This window comes from Mycobacterium sp. 1164966.3 (assembly GCF_001665395.1).
GTDB lineage: Bacteria > Actinomycetota > Actinomycetes > Mycobacteriales > Mycobacteriaceae > Mycobacterium.
Window position 1 is genome coordinate 1 of record NZ_LZSG01000014.1, and the last position, 5546, is coordinate 5546.

At 65.0% G+C, this 5546-nt stretch carries 11 protein-coding genes; 10 read left to right on the top strand and 1 reads right to left on the bottom strand.

Annotated features, from left to right (window positions below; all coding sequences use genetic code 11):
• A partial coding sequence (locus A9W99_RS05465; RefSeq protein WP_067374612.1) for an adenylate/guanylate cyclase domain-containing protein occupies positions 1-1127 on the bottom strand: 1127 nt, incomplete at its 3' end.
• Between the two features lie 197 nt (positions 1128-1324).
• Between A9W99_RS05465 and rplN the strand changes: the two genes are divergently transcribed.
• The 10 genes from rplN to rplO are packed head-to-tail and all read left to right on the top strand — an operon-like array spanning position 1325 to position 5458.
• Positions 1325-1693, top strand: a complete 369-nt coding sequence (gene rplN, locus A9W99_RS05470) for a 50S ribosomal protein L14 (RefSeq protein WP_003403649.1) — start codon at positions 1325-1327, stop codon at positions 1691-1693.
• Positions 1694-2011, top strand: a complete 318-nt coding sequence (gene rplX, locus A9W99_RS05475; RefSeq protein ID WP_067374617.1) for a 50S ribosomal protein L24 — start codon at positions 1694-1696, stop codon at positions 2009-2011.
• 1 nt (position 2012) lies between these two features.
• Positions 2013-2576: a 50S ribosomal protein L5 gene (rplE, locus tag A9W99_RS05480; protein ID WP_067374620.1), complete on the top strand. Its 564-nt coding sequence runs from the start codon at positions 2013-2015 to the stop codon at positions 2574-2576.
• Positions 2577-2580: 4 nt separating this feature from the next.
• Positions 2581-2766 (top strand): type Z 30S ribosomal protein S14, encoded by a 186-nt coding sequence (locus A9W99_RS05485; protein WP_067235436.1) that lies wholly within the window; start codon positions 2581-2583, stop codon positions 2764-2766.
• A 20-nt stretch (positions 2767-2786) separates the two neighbouring features.
• Positions 2787-3185 (top strand): 30S ribosomal protein S8, encoded by a 399-nt coding sequence (gene rpsH / locus A9W99_RS05490; protein WP_067235432.1) that lies wholly within the window; start codon positions 2787-2789, stop codon positions 3183-3185.
• 10 nt (positions 3186-3195) lie between these two features.
• Positions 3196-3735, top strand: a complete 540-nt coding sequence (gene rplF, locus A9W99_RS05495) for a 50S ribosomal protein L6 (protein ID WP_067374624.1) — start codon at positions 3196-3198, stop codon at positions 3733-3735.
• A 14-nt stretch (positions 3736-3749) separates the two neighbouring features.
• Complete coding sequence (rplR, locus tag A9W99_RS05500; protein WP_082929836.1) at positions 3750-4118, top strand: 50S ribosomal protein L18; 369 nt, start codon at positions 3750-3752, stop codon at positions 4116-4118.
• 37 nt (positions 4119-4155) lie between these two features.
• Positions 4156-4830 carry a 30S ribosomal protein S5 gene (rpsE, locus tag A9W99_RS05505; RefSeq protein WP_067374628.1) on the top strand — a complete coding sequence of 225 codons (675 nt, stop codon included), beginning with the start codon at positions 4156-4158 and terminating at the stop codon, positions 4828-4830.
• Positions 4827-5021 (top strand): 50S ribosomal protein L30, encoded by a 195-nt coding sequence (rpmD, locus tag A9W99_RS05510; protein ID WP_067374630.1) that lies wholly within the window; start codon positions 4827-4829, stop codon positions 5019-5021. Before rpsE ends, rpmD begins: the two co-directional genes overlap by 4 nt.
• Positions 5018-5458 carry a 50S ribosomal protein L15 gene (gene rplO, locus A9W99_RS05515; RefSeq protein WP_067374633.1) on the top strand — a complete coding sequence of 147 codons (441 nt, stop codon included), beginning with the start codon at positions 5018-5020 and terminating at the stop codon, positions 5456-5458. The genes rpmD and rplO overlap by 4 nt, the downstream gene beginning before the upstream one ends.
• Positions 5459-5546 lie beyond the last annotated feature (88 nt).

The following is a 5546-nucleotide window of genomic DNA, read 5'->3' on the forward strand; positions in this document are numbered from 1 at the left end:
CCAATATCGTCGCCGCGGACCTCGCACTCACCGGTGTGCAACCCGGCGCGCACCTGCAGACCCAACGCCTGCACCGCGTCGCGAATCGCCACCGCACAACGGATCGCGCGTTGCGGGCCGTCGAACACCGCCAAAAAACCGTCACCGGAGGTGTTGACCTCACGACCCCGAAACCGACCCAACTGCGCGCGCACCACCGCATCGTGGGCATCCAGCAAGGCATGCCAGTCCCGATCACCCACCTCCGCGGCCCGCCGCGTCGAATCCACAATGTCGGTGAACAACACCGTCGCCAGCACCCGATCCTCAGCCACTGCAGTCTGCTCACCGGTCAAGAACTCAGCGATCGCCTGAAACGACGCACGCCACGGCTCCACGAAGTGAAACACGTTGCGCCCCGGCAGCTCAACGTATTTCGCGCCCGGTATGCGATCGGCGATGTCCTTGCCCAACGTGGGCGGGATGAAGGGGTCATCGGAGTGATGGAGCACAAGTGTCGGTACACGCACTGTGGGAAGCAATGCCCGCACGTCCATTTCATCCAGCAGGGACCTCATCCGGGCAAACGTCGCGGGGCTTGCCGCCAGGCGTTCGTGCCGTGCCCAGGTGGACCGGATCTCCTCGTTCCACGGCATGTCCGGATTCCCGAGATGCGCGAGTTCGCCAGTGCCCCACATGGCGGTCGCGGCAGCAGCGAGCTCCTCGGGGGTGGATCTCTCCGTGCGTTCAACAAGCGGATCCGCGTAGCCGTCGAGCACGACCAGCGCGGTGGTGCGGGATGGATATGTCGCCGCGAAGACAGCCGATGAGGCGAATGTGCCGTTCATCCCGATGAGGACCGCTTCGCCGCTTCCGAGATCGTCCAACACCGCGGCGATGCTGTCGGCCCATAGCTCCAAGGTCGGGGGTGCGGGATCGGACACCCCGGTGCCCGGATGGTCGAAGAAGATGAATCGACCAAGCGAGGTCATCGCCTCGAGCCAGCCTTGGATAGAGGGCAGTTCAGTGAAGACCTCACAGTTCGTGAAGGGGTTGGAGACGAACACGATGTCCCGCTCACCCTCGCGGGACGTGCGATACGCGACGCGCACATCGCCGTTCATCGCATAGCGCGTCTCCGAGAACATTGCGGAAGTCTAAGTCTCAGGGACACAGATTTGGCTCTGAGCTGGCCTTCACCTAGACTCTAGGGGTTGCCTTGGGCAGACCTCGGCTGGTTGCGTGCAAGCGTTATCGGCCCCGCGTGCCCTTCGGCAAAAGAAAGACCGCGCACGTCAGGTTCTGGTGGGCTGCCGTGCTCACCTCAACCAGGTCAGGAGATCTAGTGATTCAGCAGGAATCGCGGCTGAAGGTCGCCGACAACACCGGCGCCAAGGAGATCTTGTGCATCCGGGTGCTGGGTGGCTCGTCTCGGCGGTACGCCGGCATCGGTGACGTCATCGTCGCCACCGTCAAGGACGCCATTCCCGGCGGCAACGTCAAGCGCGGGGACGTCGTCAAGGCGGTTGTGGTGCGTACAGTCAAGGAGCGCAGGCGTCCCGACGGCAGCTATATCAAGTTCGACGAGAACGCCGCGGTGATCATCAAGCCTGACAACGACCCGCGCGGAACCCGCATCTTCGGCCCCGTCGGCCGCGAACTGCGGGAGAAGCGATTTATGAAGATCATCTCGCTGGCCCCGGAGGTGCTGTAGATGAAGGTGCACAAGGGCGACACCGTGCTGGTTATCGCCGGTAAAGATAAAGGGGCCAAGGGCAAAGTCTTGCAGGCCTATCCGGACCGTAACCGGGTACTGGTCGAGGGCGTCAACCGAATCAAGAAGCACACCGCGATTTCGACGAACCAGCGCGGTGCCCGGTCCGGTGGAATCGTCACGCAGGAAGCCCCGATTCACGTCTCCAATGTGATGGTGGTCGACTCGGACGGCAAGCCCAGCCGAATCGGTTACCGGGTGGACGAGGAGACCGGCAAGCGCGTCCGTATCTCCAAGCGCAACGGCAAGGACATCTAGCATGACCACTGCAGAGAAAGTTCAGCCGCGCCTGAAGGTGCGCTACCGCAACGAGATTCGGGATGCGCTGCACAAGCAGTTCGGCTACGGCAATGTCATGCAGATCCCGACGGTGACCAAGGTCGTCGTCAACATGGGGGTGGGCGAAGCCGCCCGGGACGCCAAGCTGATCAACGGCGCGGTCAACGACCTGGCGCTGATCACCGGGCAGCGGCCGGAGATCCGTAAGGCGCGAAAGTCCATCGCGCAGTTCAAATTACGTGAAGGCATGCCGATCGGCGTCCGAGTTACCCTGCGGGGCGACCGGATGTGGGAGTTCCTCGACCGCCTCACCTCGATCGCGCTCCCACGTATTCGTGACTTCCGCGGGCTTTCGCCCAGACAGTTCGACGGTGTCGGCAACTACACATTCGGACTGGCCGAGCAGTCGGTGTTCCACGAGATCGACGTGGACAAGATCGACCGGGTTCGCGGCATGGACATCAACGTCGTCACCTCGGCGACGAACGACGACGAAGGACGAGCGCTGTTGCGGGCCCTCGGCTTTCCGTTCAAGGAGAACTGAGCACATGGCTAAGAAGGCACTGGTTAACAAGGCGGCAAAGAAGCCCAGGTTCGCGGTGCGCGCCTACTCCCGCTGCAGCAAGTGTGGCCGCCCGCGCGCGGTGTACCGCAAGTTCGGACTGTGCAGGATCTGCCTGCGCGAGATGGCGCATGCGGGCGAGTTGCCCGGCGTGCAGAAGAGCAGCTGGTGACAGGACACAGGGACTAAACCATGACGATGACGGATCCGATCGCAGACTTCTTGACCCGTCTGCGCAACGCCAATTCGGCGTACCACGACGAGGTGACGTTGCCGCACTCGAAGATCAAGGCCAACATCGCCGAGATCCTCAAAAAAGAGGGATATATCACCGATTACCGCACCGAGGACGCTCGCGTGGGCAAGTCGCTGGTCATTCAGCTCAAGTACGGGCCGAGCCGCGAGCGCAGCATCGCCGGTCTGCGCCGGGTGTCCAAGCCGGGGTTGCGGGTGTACGCGAAATCCACCAACCTGCCGCGGGTGCTCGGCGGCCTGGGTGTGGCGATCATCTCGACCTCCTCGGGCCTGCTAACCGATCGTCAGGCAGCCAGACAGGGCGTGGGCGGCGAAGTCCTCGCGTACGTGTGGTGAGGGAGTAAGCATGTCGCGCATTGGTAAGCAGCCGATTCCGGTCCCCACCGGAGTCGACGTCACGATCGACGGCCAGAAGGTGTCGGTGAAGGGGCCCAAGGGCACCCTGGATTTGACGGTCGCCGAGCCAATCACGGTGGCGCGCAACGACGACGGTGCGATCGTGGTTTCCCGGCCCAACGACGAACGGCGCAGCCGCTCGTTGCACGGCCTGTCCCGCACCCTGGTGTCCAATCTGGTCACCGGTGTGACGGAGGGCTACACCACCAAGATGGAGATCTTCGGCGTCGGATACCGCGTCCAGCTCAAGGGCAGCAATCTCGAGTTCGCCCTGGGGTACAGCCATCCCGTGGTGATCGAAGCGCCCGAAGGCATCACCTTCGCGGTGCAGACCCCGACGAAGTTTTCGGTCTCCGGCATCGACAAGCAGAAGGTCGGCCAGATCTCGGCGAACATCCGCCGTTTGCGCCGTCCCGACCCGTACAAGGGCAAGGGCGTGCGCTACGAGGGCGAGCAGATCCGCCGCAAGGTCGGAAAGACAGGTAAGTGATCATGGCGCAATCAGTGGGACACAGCGTATCCGCCACCCGGCGGGTCTCCCGGCTGCGTAGGCACGCACGGCTGCGCAAGAAGATCTCGGGTACCGCACAGCGTCCGCGGCTGGTGGTGCACCGGTCGGCGCGGCACATTCACGTGCAACTGGTGAACGACCTCAACGGCACCACACTGGCCGCCGCGTCGTCGATCGAGGCCGATGTGCGCGGCCTGGAAGGTGACAAGAAAGCCCACAGCGTGCGGGTCGGCCAGCTGATCGCCGAGCGCGCCAAGGCCGCCGGCATCGACGCCGTGGTGTTCGACCGTGGCGGCTACACCTACGGCGGACGGATCGCGGCGCTGGCCGATGCCGCACGCGAGAACGGATTGCGATTCTGATGAACAACACAGGCTTGATGAACGAAAGGACCGCATAATGGCGGAGCAGTCGGCAGGCGCCGGAGAAACCCGCGCCGACAGCCGGGATTCGCGCGACAGCCGCGACTCGCGCGGCCGGCGCGAAGGCGGCGGGGGCCGGGGGGGTCGCGATCGTGACGGCGACAAGAGCAACTACCTCGAGCGGGTCGTCGCGATCAACCGCGTCTCCAAGGTGGTCAAGGGTGGTCGTCGCTTCAGCTTCACCGCATTGGTCATCGTGGGTGACGGCAACGGCATGGTCGGTGTCGGCTACGGCAAGGCCAAGGAAGTTCCGGCCGCGATCGCCAAGGGCGTCGAGGAGGCTCGCAAGGGTTTCTTCCGGGTGCCTCTGATCGGCGGCACCATCACTCACCCGGTTCAGGGTGAGGCGGCCGCCGGGGTGGTGCTGTTGCGTCCGGCCAGCCCGGGTACCGGTGTGATCGCCGGTGGCGCGGCGCGAGCGGTGCTGGAATGCGCTGGGGTGCACGACATTCTGGCCAAGTCGTTGGGCAGTGACAACGCGATCAACGTGGTACACGCCACCGTGGCCGCGCTCAAGCTGCTGCAACGTCCCGAGGAGGTGGCCGCGCGTCGCGGCCTGCCGATCGAGGACGTCGCTCCCGCCGGAATGCTCAAGGCGCGCCGGGAAAGTGAAGCGCTGGCCGCCGCCGCAACACGGGAGCCGCAACCATGACCCAACTGAAGATAACCCAGGTGCGCAGCACCATCGGGGCGCGCTGGAAGCAGCGCGAAAGCCTGCGCACCCTGGGCCTGCGACGGATTCGGCATTCGGTGATCCGTGAGGACAACCCGCAGACCCGGGGCCTGATCGCGGTGGTGCGACACCTCGTCGAGGTGGAGCCGGCTGGAGGTGACGCGAAATGACGCTCAAACTGCACGACCTGCGGCCCGCCCGGGGGGCGAAGACGGCGCGTACCCGCGTCGGTCGCGGCGACGGCTCCAAAGGCAAGACCGCGGGCCGCGGCACCAAGGGCACCAAGGCGCGTAAGAACGTGCCGGTGACATTCGAGGGTGGGCAGATGCCCATCCACATGCGGCTGCCCAAGCTGAAGGGGTTCCGCAACCGATTCCGTACCGAGTACGAGATCGTCAACGTCGGCGACATCAACCGGCTGTTCCCCGATGGTGGCTCCATCGGTGTGGACGAACTGGTGGCCAAGGGTGCCGTCCGCAAGAACTCTCTGGTCAAGGTGCTCGGCGACGGGAAGCTCACGGTGAAGGTGGACCTGTCGGCGCACAAGTTCAGCGGCAGCGCGCGCGAGAAGATCACCGCCGCCGGCGGCTCCGTCACCGAGCTTTAGTAGCGGGGGCCCCCCCCCCCAAAACACCCCCCCCCCGGGGGGGGGGGGGGTTTGGGGGGGGGGGGCCCGCGCGACGCCCCCCCCGGGG

Bases quoted from the DNA above. Each gene is read 5' to 3' on its own strand.
- rplX (WP_067374617.1), top strand. From the start codon at position 1,694: ATGAAGGTGCACAAGGGCGACACCGTGCTGGTTATCGCCGGTAAAGAT.
- rplE (WP_067374620.1), top strand. From the start codon at position 2,013: ATGACCACTGCAGAGAAAGTTCAGCCGCGCCTGAAGGTGCGCTACCGC.
- A9W99_RS05485 (WP_067235436.1), top strand. From the start codon at position 2,581: ATGGCTAAGAAGGCACTGGTTAACAAGGCGGCAAAGAAGCCCAGGTTC.
- rpsH (WP_067235432.1), top strand. From the start codon at position 2,787: ATGACGATGACGGATCCGATCGCAGACTTCTTGACCCGTCTGCGCAAC.
- rplF (WP_067374624.1), top strand. From the start codon at position 3,196: ATGTCGCGCATTGGTAAGCAGCCGATTCCGGTCCCCACCGGAGTCGAC.
- rpsE (WP_067374628.1), top strand. From the start codon at position 4,156: ATGGCGGAGCAGTCGGCAGGCGCCGGAGAAACCCGCGCCGACAGCCGG.
- rpmD (WP_067374630.1), top strand. From the start codon at position 4,827: ATGACCCAACTGAAGATAACCCAGGTGCGCAGCACCATCGGGGCGCGC.
- rplO (WP_067374633.1), top strand. From the start codon at position 5,018: ATGACGCTCAAACTGCACGACCTGCGGCCCGCCCGGGGGGCGAAGACG.